General features: G+C 41.3%; 16 protein-coding genes and 1 tRNA gene. 15 read left to right on the plus strand and 2 right to left on the minus strand.

Annotation, left to right across the window (positions count from 1 at the left end):
- Window positions 1–501: 501 nt before the first annotated feature.
- From dnaJ to ACFSN5_RS00920, 5 genes are all read left to right on the plus strand, one after another.
- Window positions 502–1,632, plus strand: coding sequence for a molecular chaperone DnaJ (gene dnaJ / locus ACFSN5_RS00900; RefSeq protein WP_165212355.1), 1,131 nt, complete (start codon window positions 502–504; stop codon window positions 1,630–1,632).
- Between the two features lie 299 nt (window positions 1,633–1,931).
- Window positions 1,932–2,681, plus strand: coding sequence for a tRNA pseudouridine(38-40) synthase TruA (truA, locus tag ACFSN5_RS00905; RefSeq protein WP_165212353.1), 750 nt, complete (start codon window positions 1,932–1,934; stop codon window positions 2,679–2,681).
- On the plus strand, window positions 2,671–3,441 hold the full coding sequence (locus tag ACFSN5_RS00910) for a bifunctional hydroxymethylpyrimidine kinase/phosphomethylpyrimidine kinase (protein ID WP_165212351.1): 771 nt from the start codon (window positions 2,671–2,673) through the stop codon (window positions 3,439–3,441). Before truA ends, ACFSN5_RS00910 begins: the two co-directional genes overlap by 11 nt.
- Window positions 3,422–3,892, plus strand: a complete 471-nt coding sequence (locus ACFSN5_RS00915) for an ECF transporter S component (RefSeq protein WP_165212349.1) — start codon at window positions 3,422–3,424, stop codon at window positions 3,890–3,892. Before ACFSN5_RS00910 ends, ACFSN5_RS00915 begins: the two co-directional genes overlap by 20 nt.
- Window positions 3,893–3,899: 7 nt before the next feature.
- Window positions 3,900–4,463 carry a TIGR01440 family protein gene (locus tag ACFSN5_RS00920; protein WP_165212347.1) on the plus strand — a complete coding sequence of 188 codons (564 nt, stop codon included), beginning with the start codon at window positions 3,900–3,902 and terminating at the stop codon, window positions 4,461–4,463.
- A 40-nt stretch (window positions 4,464–4,503) separates the two neighbouring features.
- On the opposite strand, the gene ACFSN5_RS00925 is transcribed toward ACFSN5_RS00920, so the two are convergent.
- Window positions 4,504–5,355 (minus strand): mechanosensitive ion channel family protein, encoded by an 852-nt coding sequence (locus ACFSN5_RS00925; RefSeq protein WP_165212345.1) that lies wholly within the window; start codon window positions 5,353–5,355, stop codon window positions 4,504–4,506.
- 141 nt (window positions 5,356–5,496) lie between these two features.
- On the opposite strand from ACFSN5_RS00925, the gene tig reads away from it, so the two are divergent.
- The 5 genes from tig to ACFSN5_RS00950 all read left to right on the plus strand — a co-directional run bounded on the left by tig (window position 5,497) and on the right by ACFSN5_RS00950 (window position 11,056).
- Complete coding sequence (gene tig / locus ACFSN5_RS00930) at window positions 5,497–6,780, plus strand: trigger factor (RefSeq protein WP_165212343.1); 1,284 nt, start codon at window positions 5,497–5,499, stop codon at window positions 6,778–6,780.
- Between the two features lie 524 nt (window positions 6,781–7,304).
- The gene (gene rpoE, locus ACFSN5_RS00935; protein WP_165329441.1) at window positions 7,305–7,886 is read left to right on the plus strand and encodes a DNA-directed RNA polymerase subunit delta; all 582 of its coding nucleotides are present in this window, start codon (window positions 7,305–7,307) and stop codon (window positions 7,884–7,886) included.
- A 294-nt stretch (window positions 7,887–8,180) separates the two neighbouring features.
- Window positions 8,181–9,785 (plus strand): CTP synthase, encoded by a 1,605-nt coding sequence (locus ACFSN5_RS00940; RefSeq protein WP_165329440.1) that lies wholly within the window; start codon window positions 8,181–8,183, stop codon window positions 9,783–9,785.
- A 150-nt stretch (window positions 9,786–9,935) separates the two neighbouring features.
- Window positions 9,936–10,021, plus strand: a tRNA-Leu gene (locus ACFSN5_RS00945).
- Between the two features lie 153 nt (window positions 10,022–10,174).
- Entirely contained in the window at window positions 10,175–11,056 is an 882-nt protein-coding gene (locus ACFSN5_RS00950; protein ID WP_004229704.1) for a class II fructose-bisphosphate aldolase, read from the plus strand.
- Window positions 11,057–11,300: 244 nt separating this feature from the next.
- On the opposite strand, the gene ACFSN5_RS00955 is transcribed toward ACFSN5_RS00950, so the two are convergent.
- A complete protein-coding gene (locus ACFSN5_RS00955) occupies window positions 11,301–12,629 on the minus strand; it encodes a hypothetical protein (RefSeq protein WP_165212478.1) in 1,329 nt (442 codons plus the stop codon).
- Between the two features lie 163 nt (window positions 12,630–12,792).
- Between ACFSN5_RS00955 and rpmB the strand changes: the two genes are divergently transcribed.
- From rpmB to ilvN, 5 genes are all read left to right on the plus strand, one after another.
- The gene (gene rpmB / locus ACFSN5_RS00960) at window positions 12,793–12,981 is read left to right on the plus strand and encodes a 50S ribosomal protein L28 (RefSeq protein ID WP_165212339.1); all 189 of its coding nucleotides are present in this window, start codon (window positions 12,793–12,795) and stop codon (window positions 12,979–12,981) included.
- Between the two features lie 360 nt (window positions 12,982–13,341).
- Window positions 13,342–13,707, plus strand: a complete 366-nt coding sequence (locus ACFSN5_RS00965) for an Asp23/Gls24 family envelope stress response protein (protein ID WP_004229225.1) — start codon at window positions 13,342–13,344, stop codon at window positions 13,705–13,707.
- Entirely contained in the window at window positions 13,707–15,377 is a 1,671-nt protein-coding gene (locus ACFSN5_RS00970; RefSeq protein WP_165329439.1) for a DAK2 domain-containing protein, read from the plus strand. The genes ACFSN5_RS00965 and ACFSN5_RS00970 overlap by 1 nt, the downstream gene beginning before the upstream one ends.
- Window positions 15,378–15,848: 471 nt before the next feature.
- Window positions 15,849–17,552, plus strand: a complete 1,704-nt coding sequence (locus ACFSN5_RS00975) for an acetolactate synthase large subunit (protein ID WP_165329438.1) — start codon at window positions 15,849–15,851, stop codon at window positions 17,550–17,552.
- The gene (gene ilvN, locus ACFSN5_RS00980) at window positions 17,545–18,027 is read left to right on the plus strand and encodes an acetolactate synthase small subunit (protein ID WP_004226495.1); all 483 of its coding nucleotides are present in this window, start codon (window positions 17,545–17,547) and stop codon (window positions 18,025–18,027) included. The genes ACFSN5_RS00975 and ilvN overlap by 8 nt, the downstream gene beginning before the upstream one ends.
- The last annotated feature ends 56 nt before the right edge of the window (window positions 18,028–18,083 follow it).

The following is an 18,083-nucleotide window of genomic DNA, read 5'->3' on the forward strand; positions in this document are numbered from 1 at the left end:
GTGAAAGCGAGATAGCAATTGTACTATAAAACCAACTGCAGAGGTTGCAAACCAGCCTCTGTTTTTGGGTAATAGCGTCAGCAACAAAAGCGGTCGAAGACTGCACAGCTGATAATTTTTGCCGTGGTGAGAGTAACAGTAGCTTTAGCTTGTTATGAGGGGATTTTTGAAACCTTTGGGTTCAAAAATAAGCGATCCAGTCGCACTACATCAGAAAATGATCAAAAATAACCTTTTAAACATATAGAAAGTAAGAGTGTTCGTAACTGAGCACGGGCTAGGGATTGTGCCAAAAATATAGATTTTCCTAGGATACAAGTATTGTCGGACGGCTTTCTATTTTTGGGGATCTCTTAGGAGTTTGTCCACAGAAAAACCTTTATAGAAAGGAATTGAACCCGCCCTAAAAGTTGTGTAAAAGGGATAGATCGTCTAGAAAATAAGCATTTTCAGCCGATTTACTATTTTCACTTTACTTTTTACGGGGTTGGTATCTTAAATATGAACAATCAAGAATATTACGATCGTCTGGGGGTGTCAAAGAACGCCAGTCAGGACGAAATCAAAAAAGCCTATCGGAAAATGTCCAAGAAATACCATCCTGACATCAACAAGGATCCAGGTGCTGAGCAAAAATATAAGGATATTCAAGAGGCTTATGAAACTTTAGGCGATGAGCAAAAACGGGCTGCTTATGATCAGTATGGACCTGATGGTGCCAATGCAGGTTTTGGCGGTGGTTTCAGCGGCTTTGACAGTGCAGGCTTTGGTGGCTTCGAAGATATTTTTTCTAGCTTCTTTGGCGGTGGCGGAAGCAGTCGTAATCCCAATGCACCGCGTCAAGGTGATGATCTGCAATATCGTTTGAACCTGAAATTTGAAGAAGCAATTTTTGGGGCTGAGAAGGATGTTACCTATAACCGCGAAGCGGAATGTCACACCTGTCATGGTTCAGGAGCTAAGCCTGGAACCAGCCCAGTGACCTGCAGTCGCTGTCATGGTCAAGGGGTTATTAATGTTGACACTCAGACACCTCTTGGTATGATGCGCCGTCAGGTTACCTGTGATGTCTGTCACGGTACCGGTAAGGAAATCAAGGAGCCATGTAGCACTTGTCAAGGTACTGGTCATGAAAAGAAATCTCATAAGGTTTCTGTTAAAGTTCCTGCTGGTGTCGAAACGGGCCAACAAATCCGTTTGCAAGGTCAGGGTGAAGCTGGTTTTAATGGCGGTCCTTATGGTGATCTCTTCGTTATTATCAATGTTTTACCAAGTAAGCAATTTGAGCGGGATGGTTCAACCATCTACTACACGCTCAATATTAGCTTTGCTCAGGCCGCTCTGGGTGATACTGTAGAAGTGCCAACTGTCCACGGCGATGTTGAGATGACGATTCCCGAAGGAACTCAAACAGGTAAAACTTTCCGTCTCAGAGGCAAGGGAGCTCCTCGCTTGCGTGGCGGTGGTCAGGGAGATCAGCATGTGACGATTAATGTTGTCACCCCGACTAAGCTTAATGATGGGCAAAAAGAGGCCTTGCTTGCCTTGGCAGCAGCCAGTGGTGAAGGCAGTATTCAGCCTAAGAAAAAGGGATTCTTTGATAAGGTCAAAGATGCCTTTGATGGTGAATAAACTTATGATGAAAGAGTAGATTTTATAGGTCTGCTCTTTTTTATGGAAAGAGAACTTTTATAGTGGATTGAAAAAATAGAACAAAGCAAGGTAATCCAGATAAAACGCCCCAATTTCGCGTTTTAGGATTCTGTTAAAGGAGTTGCTCTGATTTACATCAAACAGTTTAAATCTGCCGTGGGTTTAATACAATTACTATAAATAGCTGTGCTAGTTGACTGTCTCAGCTTAAATCTGTCTGGGGACAGTTTCTCTCCTTTTCCCTAGGCAAGCCTAACTTATCGTGTTAAAATAGGGCCATGGTAAGATATAAGGCAGTTATTTCCTACGATGGGACTCTTTTTGCTGGCTTTCAACGCCAGACTAAGGAGCGTTCGGTCCAAGAAGAATTAGAAAAAACCTTAGAGCGGTTAAATAGTGGAAGACCAGTCAAAGTACATGGAGCTGGTCGGACTGACAGCGGTGTTCATGCCTATGGTCAAGTTATTCATTTTGATTTATCTCAAGTCCGTGATGAGGAGAAATTACGCTTTGGTCTGGATACTCAATCGCCTGAGGATATTGATGTCGTTAGTGTTCAGCAGGTTTCGGATGATTTTCACGCCCGCTACACTCCTCACAGCAAGACCTATGAATTTCTAGTGGATACTGGTCGGCCTAAGAATCCCATGATGCGGGCCTATGCCACTCCTTTTCCCTATGCAGTGGATCTAGGGGCTATGCAGGAAGCGATGGCTGATTTGATTGGTACCCATGACTTTACCGGCTTTACAGCTTCTGGGAGTTCGGTACAAAATAAGGTTCGTACTATTACTGAGGCTAAGGTCGAGCGGGACAGCAAAACCGGCTTTTTGATTTTTACCTTTTCAGGCAATGGTTTCCTTTATAAACAGGTGCGCAATATGGTAGGGACCCTTTTGAAAATTGGCAATGGACGCATGTCGGTCAGCCAGATTAAGACAATCTTGGCGACCAAGGATAGAAATCTAGCAGGTCCGACAGCAGCAGGCAATGGCCTTTATTTGAAGGAGATTATCTATGATGACTAACATTTTAGCTATTTCGGGAAATGATATTTATAGTGGTGGTGGGCTTTATGCTGACTTGACGACCTATACCCTCAATGGTCTTCGGGGATTCTTGGCGGTGACCTGTCTAACAGCTATGACAAACAATGGTTTTCAGGTCTTTGCGACAGATCCAAAGGTCTTTCAAGCCCAGCTGAATAGTCTGCAAAAGGTTGATTTTGCTGGGATTAAACTAGGTCTTTTGCCTAATGCTGAAATTGCTGAGGCTGCCCTATCTTTTGTCAGGTCGCAGGTCGGTCTTCCCATTGTTCTGGATCCTGTTTTAGTTTGTAAGGAAAAGCACGATGTGGCCGTCAGTGCTCTGAGAGATGAGCTTTTGAAATTTTTGCCTGATGTATCTATTGTAACACCAAATTTAGCAGAAGCAGAAATTCTCACAGGCCTCTCCATCAAAGAACTTGAAGATATGAAAGTGGCAGCTAAAAAATTGTATGCCTTGGGTGCTAAGGCTGTTGTTATCAAAGGCGGCAACCGCTTAGGAGCGGACTGTGCTTTGGATATTTTCTATGATGGAGAAAGACTGGAAGTATTGAGCGGGCCTTTGTCTGAGAAGAACAATGTTGGGGCTGGTTGCACTTTTGCTTCTGGTATTGCCAGCCAGTTGGTTTTGGAGAAAGAACCCCTCGAGGCGGTTAAAACAGCTAAGTCCTTTGTTTATCAAGCGATTTTACATTCAGATGATTATGGGGTGGTACAAGCTTATGGGAAGCAAAAAGACTAGTCAATTAACCTTATTAGCTATTTTAACAGCCCTCAGTTTGGCGCTTGGTTTTATCACTATTCCTACTCCGACAGGATTTTTGACCTTGATTGATACGGGGATTTTTTTCACGGCATTCTACTTGGGCAGCCGTTCGGGAGCTATCGTTGGCGGTTTGTCGGCTTTCCTTTTAGATTTTCTTTTAGGGTATCCCCAGTATATGATTTTCAGCCTCATTGCTCATGGGATGCAAGGCTATTTTGCAGGCTGGAAGGGGTCTCGCCGCGCTCTCGGGGTCATACTAGCCGGTCTTATTATGATTACTATCTATATTCTGGCGACCCTAATTTTAGGTTTTGGCTGGGGAGCAGCCCTGGCTAGTATCTGGGGAAATTTTTGTCAGAATACCTTGGGCTTGGCTCTTGGAGCTAGTTTTTATAGAGCCTTTGACAAGGTGTTTCCGAGAAAGTGAGGATGTTATGGATTTGCAGGTTTTGGAAAAGGAAACGCGAAACATTATCAGAGATATTTTGGAACGTTCGGCTATTAAAAAAGGACAAATTTTTGTCTTAGGCTTATCTTCCAGCGAGGTAGTCGGGGGGCTGATTGGGAAAAAATCTAGCTTAGAGGTTGGCCAAGTTATTGTTAAAACCATTCTGGAAGAAACCAAGGCCAAAGGTGTCCACCTAGCTGTTCAGGGCTGCGAGCATCTCAATCGAGCTTTGGTCATAGAAGAAGCAGTTGCAGAAAGCAAGGACTTAGAAATTGTCAATGTCCTTCCTAGTCTTCATGCAGGAGGGAGCGGTCAATTGGCTGCTTTTGACTATATGGAGAGTCCGGTTGAGGTTGAAAAAGTTACCGCTCATGCTGGTTTGGATATTGGTGATACCTTTATCGGGATGCATGTTAAGCGGGTGCAGGTTCCTTTGATACCCTTGCAACGTGAGCTCGGAAGCGCTCATGTAACGGCTCTGGCTAGTCGCCCTAAATTAATTGGAGGGGCTAGGGCTAAGTACAAATCAGACCCTATTCGCAAGAGCTAAATTTATTATTAAGGCTAATATAAAAAGAGTTGGACTTCGGTCAACTCTTTGTTTGTGTTGGAAGGATATGAGTGTTTGGTGTTGGCAGGCTGATATTTTCTTTGAGTAGAGCCTCTTGGTAGAGTCGGAAAAATTTGGAATAGACATTTTCCTCTTGTCCATTTTGAACAAAAATATCCACGCGAAATACAAATTGGCCGTTAACGGAATTTCGAGGGCCTAAGATGGATGGCACCCCCACCATTTCAGGCGTATTTGGAATTTCTTCAGCATTGACCTTTTTGATAATTTGGGTCACTCGATCCAGATTTGTTGTCGCATAGATTGGAATTTCAATCCGTGCTCGGATGTCACCTCTGGATTTGTTACTAACTAAAAGAATTTGGCGATTGGGAATAAAATGAAGGGTACCATCAAAGCCACGAATTTCAGTCGTATGAATGCCGATGCTGGAAACAGTTCCTGAAACGGTACCTACAACAACGGAATCCCCAACATCAAATTGCCGCTCTATCAGGATGAAAAAACCGTTGACTAAATCTGATAAAAATCCTTGAGCTCCAAGACCAATAGCTAAACCTGCAATTCCCGCCCCGGCCAATAGACTGGAAACTGGTAGGCCTATGATGGCTAAAATCCAATAGATTAAGAGAAAATAGAGCAGATAGTCCATGATATTATGGAAAAGCTTAATTAAGGTTTTGCGCCGCCCTTCCGATTGCCCCAAAAGCCGCGGAGAATGAGAAAAAAATTTGTTAAAAGCCCAGTTAGCCACTTGTTTACCAATAAGGAAGGCGATGATTAGAAGTAATAATGATACAGCTTTGGATAATAGGTTGACAGCCATATCTTCTAAGTGGAGGGACTCCCAATATTTGATTAAAATTGACATATAAACATCCTTTCGTTTTTCTAGTGTAGCAAAAAATTAGAGAGTTAGCAGGCTTTATTCATATTGCTGTCTATAAAAAACTTTCAAAAAGCCTTGATTTATGATAGACTAAAGTGTATTACGATTTTTAAGGAGAATAAGATGTCTGTATCATTTGAAAACACGGCTGTAAATCGTGGCGTGCTTACATTTACAATCAGTCAAGAACAAATCCAACCAGCCCTTGACACAGCCTTCAATAAAGTAAAAAAAGATTTGAACGTTCCTGGTTTCCGCAAGGGACATTTGCCACGTGCAGTCTTCAATCAAAAATTTGGCGAAGAAGCTCTTTATGAAGATGCGTTAAATACTATTTTACCAGCCGCTTATGAAGCTGCTGTTGCAGAGAGCGGCCTCGATGTGGTTGCCCAACCAAAAATTGATGTTGATTCAATGGAAAAAGGCCAAGACTGGGCTATCAAGGCAGAAGTTGTTACTAAGCCAGAAGTTAAATTAGGGGACTACAAGAACCTTGAAGTTTCTGTGGATGAAAGCAAGGAAGTTTCTGACCAAGAAGTTGATGACAAGATTGAGCGTGAACGCAATAATTTGGCAGAGTTGACTATCAAGGATGGTGCGGCTGAAAATGGCGATACTGTTGTAATCGATTTTGTCGGAACTGTTGATGGCGTAGAATTTGATGGCGGAAAGGGCGATAACTTCTCGCTTGAGCTTGGTTCAGGCCAATTCATTCCGGGCTTTGAAGAACAATTAGTTGGTGCTAAGGCTGGTGATGATGTTGAAGTTAAGGTGACTTTCCCAGCTGATTACCAAGCTGAAGATTTGGCTGGTAAAGATGCAGTTTTTGCAACAAAAGTTCATGAAGTTAAGTCTAAAGAAGTTCCAGAACTTGATGATGAATTAGCTAAAGATATCGATGAAGAAGTTGAAACACTTGATGAATTGAAGGCTAAATACCGCAAAGAATTGGAAGCTGCTAAAGAAATTGCCTATGATGATGCTGTTGAAGGCGCTGCAATCGAAAAAGCAGTAGAAAATGCTGAAATCGTTGAATTGCCAGAAGAAATGGTTCACGATGAGGTTCACCGTGCCATGAATGAGTTCTTGAGTAATATGCAGCGTCAAGGGATCTCTCCTGAAATGTACTATCAGCTGACAGGTACAAGTGAAGAAGACCTTCACAAACAATACGAAGCTGATGCTGACAAACGCGTCCGTACTAATCTTGTTATTGAAGCAATCGCAGCTGCAGAAGGATTCGATGCGACTGATGAAGAAATTGAAAAAGAAGTTACGGATTTGGCTGCTGAATACAATATGCCAGCTGACCAAGTGCGTTCCCTTCTTTCAACTGACATGCTCAAGCATGATATTACGATGAAGAAAGCTATCGAAGCTGTCACAAGCTCAGCAAGCATTAAATAAGCCTAGATTAATAGGTAAGATTGACTGCCATTTGGCGGTCAATTTTTTATCTCACCTTAAACGTTGTTTGGTAGTTTCTCTAAGCTATGCTTGGTATACTCGTGACTTATCCTTAAAAGAAGGATAGTGATTTTAAAAATTAGTAATAGACAAAAGTTAAATTTTAGCGTAAAATAATAAGTGCTGACGTTATTCAGATAATGATAGAAGTGAATTTGTATGCTTTCTGAGAGGATAGAACGGATGAAAAGATTGCCTAGCAATCCTTGTAGCGAGTCATTTTAATAATTTTGACTAGCTTTGTTTCATTTCGATATAGAGATAAAACGGACAGTGATACTGTTTTATCGAGAGTTGTCAGGGGGCTAGGCAATCATTTTAGTGCATTTGAGACTGTTCAATTGAACACACACCTACACTTCTCTGAGAATAGGCGTGCCTTATTAGGTGTTTAGTCACCATCGGGGCTTTCATTTTCTTCGAAGTGCTTAGCGACTTTGTATCTTACATATAAGGAGTAGATCTTGGAATTAGAAGTATTTGCTGGACAAGAAAAAAGTGAATTGTCAATGATTGAAGTTGCTCGTGCAATTTTGGAATCACGCGGACGTGACCATGAAATGTACTTTAGCGATTTGGTTAATGAAATTCAAAATTATTTAGAAAAATCAGATGCGGACATTCGTCAAGCCCTTCCATTTTTCTATTCAGATTTGAACACTGACGGTAGTTTTATTCCGCTTGGTGAAAATCGTTGGGGCTTACGGTCTTGGTATGCCATTGATGAAATTGATGAAGAAGTTATTACCCTGGAAGAAAATGGGGAAAATGCTCCAAAACGTAAGCGCAAACGGGTTAATGCCTTCATGGATGGCGATGAAGATGCTATTGATTACAATGATGATGATCCGGAAGATGAAGATACCTTCACGCCAACGGATGCCGAATATGATGATGAAAATCCTGATGATGAAAAATCAGAAGTTGAGTCTTACGATTCTGAAATTAATGAAATTATCCCAGACGATGAAGTTAGTGATGAAGATGCCGTTGATTTGAATGAGTCGGACGACGATGATGACGACGATGATGTCGAAAACGACTGATTTTCCAATTGACAAACAAGTTTAGATAATCTATACTAATTATCGGGCACCTCTTTTAGAGGTCGGAGAGCTCCCTACTTGAATAGGGGGCTATTTTTATTTTTCAAAAGCTCTTTAATTGTGGCAGGGTCTAGCCCCGCCTAATTGATTTTTGAATGGTTGGGTATTTTGAACTTTTTCGGGAGCTTGGCTTGTCCAAATAAGTCAAAGTACTGTCACTCTTGTTGTGTTGTTTTATTAGCTGAGACTTTTGACATAAGTTTCGGCCTGAATCGTAGAGTTGAAGGAGTTTGTATGACAAAGTACATTTTTGTTACCGGCGGTGTGGTTTCTTCTATTGGTAAAGGGATTGTTGCAGCTAGTCTGGGGCGTCTGTTGAAAAATCGTGGTCTCAAGGTGACCATTCAGAAGTTTGATCCTTACATCAATATTGATCCTGGAACTATGAGTCCTTACCAACACGGGGAAGTTTATGTCACTGATGATGGGGCTGAAACTGATCTGGATCTCGGTCACTACGAACGTTTCATCGACATTAACCTCAACAAGTATTCTAATGTTACGACTGGTAAAATTTACAGTGAAGTCCTTCGTAAAGAGCGTAAGGGTGAGTATCTAGGAGCAACAGTTCAGGTTATTCCTCATATTACCGATGCCCTTAAAGAAAAAATTAAGCGGGCAGCTACTACCACAGATTCTGATGTCATCATCACCGAAGTTGGTGGTACCGTTGGGGATATCGAAAGTTTGCCTTTCCTAGAAGCTTTGCGCCAGATGAAGGCTGATGTGGGGTCAGATAATGTTATGTATATCCACACGACCCTTTTGCCTTATCTGAAGGCAGCTGGAGAAATGAAGACCAAGCCAACCCAGCACTCTGTTAAAGAATTGCGTGGCCTCGGAATTCAGCCAAATATGTTGGTTATTCGGACCGAACAACCAGCTACCCAAGGGGTGAAAAATAAATTAGCGCAATTCTGTGATGTCGCTCCAGAAGCTGTTATTGAATCTTTGGATGTTGACCATATCTACCAAGTGCCTCTTAATATGCAGGCCCAGGGTATGGATCAAATTGTCTGTGACCACTTGAAATTGGATGTTCCTAAAGCAGATATGAGCGAATGGTCAGCTATGGTTGATAAGGTTCTTAACCTTAAGAAAACTACTCGGATTGCCTTAGTTGGAAAGTATGTCGAATTGCCAGATGCTTACTTATCTGTTGTTGAAGCGCTTAAGCACTCTGGTTATGTCAATGACTCAGCTATTGATCTCAAGTGGGTCAATGCCAATGATGTTACGGCTGAAAATGTGGCAGACCTGCTAGGAGATGTCGACGGGATTATTGTGCCAGGTGGCTTTGGGCAGCGCGGTACCGAAGGTAAAATTCAAACTATCCGCTATGCTCGGGAAAATGATGTCCCTATGCTGGGTATCTGTCTGGGCATGCAGCTGACCTGTGTTGAGTTTGCCCGCCATGTCCTCAATATGGAAGGGGCAAATTCATCAGAGCTGGATCCTAATACCTCTTATCCAGTGATTGACCTGATGAGAGATCAGGTTGATGTGGAAGATATGGGAGGAACCTTACGTTTGGGTCTCTATCCATGTAAATTAAAACCAGGTTCTAAGGCAGCTGCGGCTTACGATAATCAAGAGGTTGTACAGCGTCGTCATCGCCACCGTTATGAATTTAACACGAAGTATCGGGAAGATTTTGAGGCAGCTGGTTTTGTTTTTTCTGGGGTATCGCCAGATAACCGCTTGATGGAAGTGGTGGAACTGCCTGATAAGAAATTTTTCGTAGCAGCTCAGTATCACCCAGAATTGCAGAGTCGTCCTAATCGTGCTGAAGAACTTTATACGGCCTTTGTTACAGCAGCGGTTGAAAATGCTAAATAAAAAGTAAAGCTATTTGAAGAAGACTCTAGCCTTTGGCTGGGGTTTTCTTATCGCTTTTAATGTTCTATTTTGAAGAGCTTCTGAAAAAATTGAAAAATATTATTGACAAGAAAAACCTCCCTTGATATAATAAGTTCTGTTGTAACAGTAGCGGAAATGGCGGAATTGGCAGACGCGCAGGACTAAGGATCCTGTGGCCGCTTTAGGCTGTGAGGGTTCAAGTCCCTCTTTCCGCATGGTAAGAATCACCTGAGGTTGGTTCTTTTTTATTTTATACAAGTTTGAGAAAACGCTTCCAGAACTGATTAAGGCTAGTTTTTTAGACCAATTTGTGCTAGAATTAACGTTGTAAACGGGTTAACCCGAAAAATAAATAGGAGGCCTTTATAATGGCAATCGTTTCAGCAGAAAAATTTGTCCAAGCAGCTCGTGACAATGGTTATGCAGTTGGTGGATTTAACACAAACAACCTTGAATGGACTCAAGCAATTTTGCGTGCCGCAGAAGCTAAACAAGCTCCTGTTCTTATTCAAACTTCTATGGGTGCTGCTAAATACATGGGTGGTTACAAGGTATGTAAGAATCTTATTGAAAATCTTGTAGAATCAATGGGAATTACTGTGCCAGTTGCTATTCATCTTGACCATGGTCACTATGAAGATGCATTGGAATGTATCGAAGTAGGTTACACTTCAGTTATGTTTGATGGTTCACACCTTCCAATTGAAGAAAACCTTGAAAAAGCTAAAGTTGTTGTTGAAAAAGCACATGCTAAGGGTGTTTCTGTCGAAGCCGAAGTTGGTACTATCGGTGGTGAAGAAGACGGAATTATCGGTGATGGTGAGTTGGCACCAATCGAAGATGCTAAGGCAATGGTTGCTACTGGTGTAGACTTCCTGGCTGCAGGTATTGGTAATATCCACGGTCCTTATCCTGAAAACTGGAAGGGTCTTCACCTTGATCACCTTGAAAAATTGGTTGCGGCTGTCCCTAATTTCCCAATCGTATTGCACGGTGGTTCAGGTATTCCTGACGATCAAATTCAAGCTGCTATCAAGCTTGGTGTGGCTAAGGTAAATGTAAACACTGAATGTCAATTGGCCTTCTGTAAAGCAACTCGTGAATTTGTTCATGAATTTGATGCTAACGAAGCTGAATACATGAAGAAGAAACTCTTCGACCCACGTAAATTCTTGAAACCTGGTTTCGAAGCTATCACAGAAGCTGTTGAAGAACGTATCGACGTATTTGGTTCAGAAGGTAAAGCTTAATTGTAATTGTGCTAAGTTTATAATAAAGAAAGTCCGTGTATAGCGGGCTTTCTTTATTTTCAAAAAAATAAGATTGACAAATTAGCAGAGTGAGATCGCTGTTAGTTGAGTTGATAGAGGCGTTTGTAGCGTGTAGGTTACAGGTCTGAAGGCTGTGGTTAAAGATGAGTGTCTTTAAAATACTTTAGGTTTGTATAAATACTTAAAGTATTTTAAAATTTTAGTTTCTATTTTTGAGTTAGTATCAATTTGTAGGTTTTAAAGCCCATTTTGCCACAATGATACCCACTAGTCCAATGGAGGCTAAGCAAATTAATTTTGTATAAAAAAAGCTCTCTGCTATATTGCTGATATCACTAGAAAGTGCGTAGACACTCAAGGCTGAATTGTGATCTTTAATCCAAGATACTACTGTGAGGGTTGACAATGAAAAGACTTGTTGGATAATAGCACCGAGTCCATAATATTGAGAACGTTTAATTCTTCTTTCTAAAAATGGTAAAGTTTCATCTTTGGTATATTTTTGCAGGATTAAGTGATTGCCAGTAGCAATAAAAGTACAGCTTAGCAGGACTCCAATGAGGTAAGTCGCGGACGGTAGGAGAAGTAGGAAGCTTATAATACTGCTGATGAGTGAGAAAGCCAATAAATGTTGATCATCTACGACCTCCTTAAGCTTCCTTCTTATCATCATTGATAAAAGCAAACCTAAAACAAGCATGATATAAGAAAGTCCAACCATATAGAGTTTGTTAATAGCTATAAAGTAGATAAGGCTGTAAATGACTATGAAATTTCTTGCGGCACCAAACCACATGGTAGATACAGTCGGTAAAGAGAAACGTAAAGGGCTAATAGACAGTCCGACAATCAGAAATAAGCACAAAGCAAAACCTATGTCCAAAATATAATGGGCATCTGCTGTTTGTTTTAATAATCTTGTAAAAAAGGAAAGCAGCAGCATACAAATGGCCGGTAAGAAATATAGCAAAGATCTTCTTTTTCCGGAAAAAGAAGATCCTATCTGTGTTTCTTGTCCTTGTTCAAGCTGGTAGATAAATATATATAACACACCTAAAGGGAGTAACCAAAGAGCAAATACCAGCGTTATAGCAGTATGACGGAGATATAAGAGTAAAACAATCGTGATTCCTAAGATAAGATAGCCCTTAACCAAGGATCCTTTCCCTTCCCACTTATTTTCTTTTTTTAAAAGACTTTTGATTGTTTTAAAGAGAGCGTTATAGTTAGACAGTCCCAATCCTATTAAAATGGCTCCTGCTTCCCAAAATATAAAATGAATCTCGCCCAATAGACACGAGCAACATCCTAAGAGTGTTAGCAAAAGGCTGTATCTTAAAACTTTATATGGATTTTTTAATTCCCCAAAACCTTGCAAAGCAAAGGTTCCAGCTTTTTCAAATGAGTATAATAATACGAAAGGAAGCAGGAAACGGTATTGACCATAATGCTGGTATAATAAACCTGCAAAAATAACATTTGGGACAATGACAGCCCCTTCTGCTAAGGCTTCTCCTAGAGCAGCTCCGGCATTTTTGGTTATTGCATTCATCAAATTCACCCACTTCCTATTGATAATCATTATAGTACTCTGATGATGAAGTACAAGCGATAAAAATAATTGAAGTTTCTATTGTCAAATGGCTTGAATTTTGCTACAATACTACGGTATGTGGTGGATTCACCCTTAGACTAAGTAGGAGGAAAACAGATCAATGGCAAAAGTATGTTATTTCACAGGCCGTAAAACAAAATCAGCCAATAACCGTTCGCATGCAATGAACAAAACTAAACGTGTTGTCAAGCCAAACTTGCAAAAAGTTACTATCCTTGTCGATGGTAAGCCTAAAAAAGTTTGGGCTTCAGCTCGTGCCCTTAAATCAGGGAAAGTGGAACGTGTTTAATGAGGAGCCCAAGGGCTCTTTTTTGTTGTTCTTTTTATTTTCAGTATAGAGGTATTTTAGTTAATTTTTGGGAGGATGACACCTGAGAAGAGATGATTTTTCTTTATTAATTGGCATGATGATTAAATGCTTTAATACTTAGGTAAATTTTTCTTTTTTAAAATTGGAGTTCTTGTGATATGGAAGCTAAGGGAGCAATAATACTCATTAATTAAAGTTAGCAAAAGAAGTAGTCAATTCATCTCCAGTAACGGAGTTAATTACCAAGTGCTTTGGTGCTTAAGATCCTTCCCTTGTATCTTTGTACTTTAGTCGGTGTTTATGATAGAATAAGATGATAAAAACTTGTGAGGTAAGAGGATGACTGTAAAAATTAATACGAAAGATGGTCAGATTGAATTATCTGATGATGTTATTGCGACGGTTGTCGGAGGTTCAGCGACAGAAATTTTTGGGGTAGTCGGGATGGCTAGTAAGAGTGCCATCAAAGATAATTTTCAAGCATTGCTACGTAAAGAAAACTATTCTAAGGGTGTTGTTGTTAAATCGATGGAAGATGGTATTACTGTGGATGTTTACACGGTGATGAGTTACGGTGTTAAAATCAGTGAAGTTTCTAAGAATATTCAAGAACGCGTGAAGTTTAATCTAGAAAATCAACTTGGTATTCATGCCAATGTTGTTAATGTCTATATTCAAAATATTAAAGTTGTAGGAGAAGATTAGTGCCAAATATTACAACGAGCTTATTTCAAGAAATGGTGCAGGCGGCTGCGACTCGTCTTGGAAATCAAGCAGAATATGTTAATTCTTTGAATGTTTTTCCAGTTCCTGATGGTGATACAGGAACCAATATGGGGATGACCATTGAAAATGGAGCGAAGGCAGTTGCTGATCAACCAGCTTCAACTGTTGGTCAAGTCGGTCAGATTTTGTCTAAGGGTCTCTTGATGGGAGCACGCGGAAATTCTGGTGTCATTACCTCGCAACTGTTCCGTGGATTTAGCCAAGCTATCAAAGATAAGGAAGAGTTAGATGGTAAAGCTCTGGCAGAAGCCTTTCAATCAGGGGTAGAAGTTGCCTATAAGGCAGTGATGAAGCCTGTCGAAGGGACAATTTTGACTGTCTCACGTGGAGCGGCTACCGCAGCTCTGAAAAAGGCGGAAACAACTAATGATGCTGTAGAGGTCATGCGAGCAGCCCTTGATGGTGCTAGGGCGGCCTTGGCTAAGACACCAGATATGTTACCGGTTTTGAAAGAGGTCGGTGTAGTAGACTCTGGTGGTCAAGGTTTGGTCTTTATTTATGAAGGCTTCCTGTCCGCTTTGACGGGGGACTACATTGCTTCGGAAGAGTTTCGAGCTACACCAGCTAACATGAGCGAAATGATTAATGCAGAGCACCATAAATCGGTCGCGGGTCATGTGGCGACTGAGGATATCAAGTACGGTTATTGTACTGAAATCATGGTGGCTCTCCGTAAGGGACCTACTTACGTTAAGGAGTTTGATTATGATGCTTTTCGTAATTATCTCAATGAACTTGGGGATTCCCTCCTAGTTGTTAATGATGATGAAATCGTCAAGGTTCATGTCCATACTGAAGATCCTGGTTTAGTTATGCAAGAAGGCTTAAAGTATGGTGCCTTGGTTAAGGTCAAGGTTGACAATATGCGAGGACAACATGAAGCTCAGTTGGAAAAAGAGGCCGGTCAAGAGGTCGCGCCGGAAGTTCCTGCAAAAGAATTTGGTTTGATTGCTGTTGTAGCTGGTGATGGTTTGGCGGAGATTTTTAAATCTCAAGGTGTTGACGCTATCATCTCAGGGGGGCAAACTATGAACCCATCGACTGAAGATATCGTTAAGACTATTGAGTCTCTCAATGTCAAAAATGTTATCATCTTACCGAATAATAAAAATATTTTTATGGCAGCCCAGTCCGCAGTTGAGGTGGTTGATATTCCTGCAGCTGTTATTGAAAGTCGAACGATTCCCCAAGGTTTAACCAGTCTTCTAGCCTTTAATTCTGACAATTCTTTAGAAGAGAATGCAGCTGCCATGTCAGCCAGTCTAGCTGATGTTGTCAGTGGTAGTGTGACTTTGGCTGTTCGTGATACTAGTATTGATGGTCTGGACATCCACAAGGATGATATCTTGGGCATGGTTGATGGTAAGATTGTTGTTTCTAATCCTGATATGGAAGTAGCCCTGCTTACAACTCTTGATAAAATGATTGATGAAGACAGTGAAATTATCGCTGTCTATATCGGTCAAGATGGTCAAGAAGAAGTTGTTAATAAATTGGCGGAGAACTTAAAAACTAGTTATGAAGATATTGAGGTTGAAGTTCACCGGGGTGACCAGCCAGTTTATCCATACTTGATGAGTGTTGAATAAGTTTATTAGAATATCTAGAGACTGGGCAAAACTTGTCCAGTCTTCCTTTTTGGGAATAAACTCTTGGTACAGTGGTTGGGAGCAAGACTTATTGGCTACACCAACTGAGTCTTGCTCCCTGCAAGTTCATTGGCTGCTTTTAGTGCCAATGAACCACTGCTGGCTGGCTTTCCTGTTGCCATAAGGCCAAAGCAGAAAAGCTAAGAGAATGAGACAAACAGCCATGCTGGCTTCGCTCTCACCCGCAAAACATTGTAATCTTTGAAGATTACGTATAAGAAATCAGTATTTCGAAGAAATTGATAGAAATTGATTTCGTTGTCCCACACTCTCTTTTTATAGGCTATTTTTGAAGAGGACTGAACAAATTTTTCTAATTTTAGGCTTGCATTATTTTCTGAAAATGTTATTATAAGTACAAGATTTTTGAATTTTTAGAAAAATCCGTAAAATTCAGACAAAGGGGGTAATATGAACCAAATAACTTTAAAACAAGCCAAGACCGGCTCTGATTTACTTTTAGATACCTTGGTGAGTTTAGGTATTAAAACTATTTTTGGCTACCCCGGTGGAGCTGTACTCCCGTTATACGATGCTATTTATCAACATGATGATATCCAGCATATCCTTGCTCGTCATGAGCAAGGGGCTCTCCATGAGGCTGAAGGTTTTGCCAAATCAACAGGCAAGATTGGTGTGGCGGTCGTTACGAGTGGTCCTGGAGCAACTAATGCTATCACAGGGATTGCGGATGGTATGAGCGACAGTGTTCCCATGTTGATTTTTACTGGACAGGTTGGTATGGCTGGAATCGGTAAGGATGCCTTTCAGGAAGCTGATATTGTCGGAATTACCATGCCCATTACTAAGTATAATTATCAGATTCGTGATGCGGCTGATATTCCTCGGATTGTTACCGAAGCGGTTCACATTGCGACTACTGGGAGACCAGGGCCTGTCGTTGTTGATTTACCTAAGAATATAGCCGAGACTAGGGTGACTGGCTACAACGATCCAAGTCTAAATTTGCCTAGCTATCAGCCCAAGGTTGAACCCAATGGCTTGCAGGTTAAGAAACTTTTGAATCAGCTTAAGCGAGCTAAGAGGCCTCTAATTATTGCTGGAGGTGGTGTAAACTATGCTGGAGCTTCTCAGGAACTGATTGCTTTTGCGGAAAGATATAACATCCCAGTTGTCTCGACCCTTTTGAGTTTGGGGACTATTCCTGTTTCCCATCCTCTGGCTCTTGGTATGGGTGGGATGCATGGTTCCTATGCTTCCAACATGGCCATGACTCACTGCGATTTTATGATCAATTTCGGTTCACGCTTTGCTGATCGTTTGACCGGCAATCCAAAGACCTTTGCTAAGAACGCCTTAGTTGCTCATGTTGATATTGATGCAGCTGAGATTGGAAAGGTTGTTAAGACCGATATCCCTATCGTTGGGGATGCTAAGGAGACCCTGAGTTTGTTGCTAGCTGAGGAGGAAGTCAAGACGAGGCATGATGATTGGACTAAGGAAGTTTTGGCTAATAAGGTTAAGGCTCCTTTCTCCTACAAGTTTGATGAAACCATCATTAAACCTCAGCATACTATTGAGATCATTGGTAAGTTAACCAAAGGGGAAGCTATTGTAGTGACTGATGTCGGTCAGCATCAGATGTGGGCGGCTCAATTTTATCCCTACCAAAATGAGCGTCAGCTCATCACTTCAGGCGGTCTAGGCACTATGGGCTTTGGTATTCCGGCTGCAGTCGGTGCCAAGCTAGCTAATCCTGACAAGGAGGTTATTCTCTTTGTTGGAGATGGTGGTTTTCAAATGACCAATCAGGAATTGGCTATCCTCAATGGTTATGGCCTGCCAATCAAGGTGGTTCTTATCAACAATCATTCCTTGGGTATGGTTCGCCAATGGCAGGAGTCCTTTTACGATGAACGGCGCAGTGAGTCAACTTTTGATGATGAACCAAACTTCCAACTTTTGGCTGAGGCCTATGGTATTTCCCATTATCAGTTCTCTAATCCCAAGACCTTGGAAGAGGATTTGCAGGTTATTACCGAAAACAAGCCTATGTTAATTGAGGTGAATATCTCGAATCGTGAGCATGTCTATCCGATGGTTCCATCTGGGAAATCAAATGCTGAGATGATGGGGGTGACCTTCGATGCGTAGAATGTTAACAGCGAGGCTTCGTAACACAGCTGGTGTCCTCAATCGCTTTACGGGGGTCCTTCTGCGAAAGCAAATTAATATTGAGGCAGTTTCGGCAGGACATACTGAAGAAGAGGGAATTACCCGTATCACCGTTATTGTCGATGTCTCTAGTTTGGAAGAAACTGATCTCATCATCAAGCAGCTCAATCGTTTAATTGATGTTATTCGGGTACGTGACATTACAGATATCCCGCATCTGGAACGGGAAGTCATTTTAATTAAGTTGGCAGCTCCAGCTCATAAGCGGGCGGAAATTTTAGCTGTTATTCAGCCTTTCAGAGCTAGTGTTATTGATGTAGCTTTAAAATCTATCACTATTCAGGTGACAGGAGATGCTAATAAGATTGATGCCCTCTTGCGAGTGGTTGAACCTTATGGCATTAAAAACATTGCTCGAACAGGAGCAACAGGTTTTTCACGAGATTTGTCCTAAAAATCTCCCTTACCAATGCTAGTTTGCTAGTTTAGTAAAAATATATTTTTAGAAAA

It is taken from the genome of Streptococcus tangpeifui (assembly GCF_044503215.1).
Lineage (GTDB): Bacteria > Bacillota > Bacilli > Lactobacillales > Streptococcaceae > Streptococcus > Streptococcus tangpeifui.

What these genes read in the sequence shown, in the direction of transcription:
- ACFSN5_RS00925 (WP_165212345.1), bottom strand. Translation starts at nt 5,355, where the DNA reads ATGTCAATTTTAATCAAATATTGGGAGTCCCTCCACTTAGAAGATATG.
- ACFSN5_RS00920 (WP_165212347.1), top strand. Translation starts at nt 3,900, where the DNA reads ATGGATTTGCAGGTTTTGGAAAAGGAAACGCGAAACATTATCAGAGAT.
- ACFSN5_RS00915 (WP_165212349.1), top strand. Translation starts at nt 3,422, where the DNA reads ATGGGAAGCAAAAAGACTAGTCAATTAACCTTATTAGCTATTTTAACA.
- ilvN (WP_004226495.1), top strand. Translation starts at nt 17,545, where the DNA reads ATGCGTAGAATGTTAACAGCGAGGCTTCGTAACACAGCTGGTGTCCTC.
- ACFSN5_RS00910 (WP_165212351.1), top strand. Translation starts at nt 2,671, where the DNA reads ATGATGACTAACATTTTAGCTATTTCGGGAAATGATATTTATAGTGGT.
- truA (WP_165212353.1), top strand. Translation starts at nt 1,932, where the DNA reads ATGGTAAGATATAAGGCAGTTATTTCCTACGATGGGACTCTTTTTGCT.
- dnaJ (WP_165212355.1), top strand. Translation starts at nt 502, where the DNA reads ATGAACAATCAAGAATATTACGATCGTCTGGGGGTGTCAAAGAACGCC.
- tig (WP_165212343.1), top strand. Translation starts at nt 5,497, where the DNA reads ATGTCTGTATCATTTGAAAACACGGCTGTAAATCGTGGCGTGCTTACA.
- ACFSN5_RS00955 (WP_165212478.1), bottom strand. Translation starts at nt 12,629, where the DNA reads ATGAATGCAATAACCAAAAATGCCGGAGCTGCTCTAGGAGAAGCCTTA.
- ACFSN5_RS00950 (WP_004229704.1), top strand. Translation starts at nt 10,175, where the DNA reads ATGGCAATCGTTTCAGCAGAAAAATTTGTCCAAGCAGCTCGTGACAAT.
- ACFSN5_RS00965 (WP_004229225.1), top strand. Translation starts at nt 13,342, where the DNA reads ATGACTGTAAAAATTAATACGAAAGATGGTCAGATTGAATTATCTGAT.
- ACFSN5_RS00975 (WP_165329438.1), top strand. Translation starts at nt 15,849, where the DNA reads ATGAACCAAATAACTTTAAAACAAGCCAAGACCGGCTCTGATTTACTT.
- ACFSN5_RS00940 (WP_165329440.1), top strand. Translation starts at nt 8,181, where the DNA reads ATGACAAAGTACATTTTTGTTACCGGCGGTGTGGTTTCTTCTATTGGT.
- rpmB (WP_165212339.1), top strand. Translation starts at nt 12,793, where the DNA reads ATGGCAAAAGTATGTTATTTCACAGGCCGTAAAACAAAATCAGCCAAT.